Genomic DNA, 712 nt, shown 5'->3' on the forward strand with positions numbered 1-712 from the left:
CAGTGATGAGAAGCACCATCTGCTGGTGAATATTCATCATATTGTGGCAGATGGCTGGTCGATAGGGCTGTTAATTAAAGAGCTGGGTGCATTCTACGCGCATTATCACTCGGGGGCAGAGGTTCAGCTAACGCCGCTGGCAGTGCAATACGGTGACTATGCGTCGTGGCAGCGAGAGTACCAACAAGAAGGGCTGCTATCCGGAGAGCTTGAGTACTGGCAGCAGCGCCTAGCGAATATCCCGCAGGTGCATAATTTACCCTTAGACAAGGCACGACCTGCAGAGCAGCAGTTTGCAGGCAGAACACTAGTGTCTCATCTTGATACTGGCGTGACAGCAGAGCTTAAAGCGGCCTGTCAATCGCAAGGAGTCACCTTGTTCATGTATCTGCAGGCGGTGTTTGCAGCGCTGTTACACAGATACAGTGGAGAGCATGATATTGTGATGGGGACCCCAGTGGCGGGTAGAACCCATCAAGATATAGAGCCACTTATCGGCATGTTTGTGAATACATTGGTGTTGCGTAACGACTTAAGTGACGTAAACAGTTTTGAGGAGTTATTAGCGCAAAGTAAGGAGCGTATCTTAGAAGCTCAGGACAACCAGCATGTACCGTTTGATATGTTAGTGGATGAGCTTAACCCTGAGCGCAGCTTGTCACACAGCCCGATATTCCAAGTGCTATTTACATTGCAAAACAATGAGCAGGTT

1 protein-coding gene is annotated in these 712 nt (G+C 49.2%); it reads left to right on the forward strand.

From position 1 onward, the window contains the following. Positions 1–712: condensation domain-containing protein (locus CEX98_RS22065; protein ID WP_242441786.1), on the forward strand; the 712-nt coding region annotated here is incomplete at both ends.

Origin of the sequence: Pseudoalteromonas piscicida (assembly GCF_002744175.1) — a bacterium.
Taxonomy (GTDB): Bacteria; Pseudomonadota; Gammaproteobacteria; order Enterobacterales; family Alteromonadaceae; genus Pseudoalteromonas; species Pseudoalteromonas piscicida_B.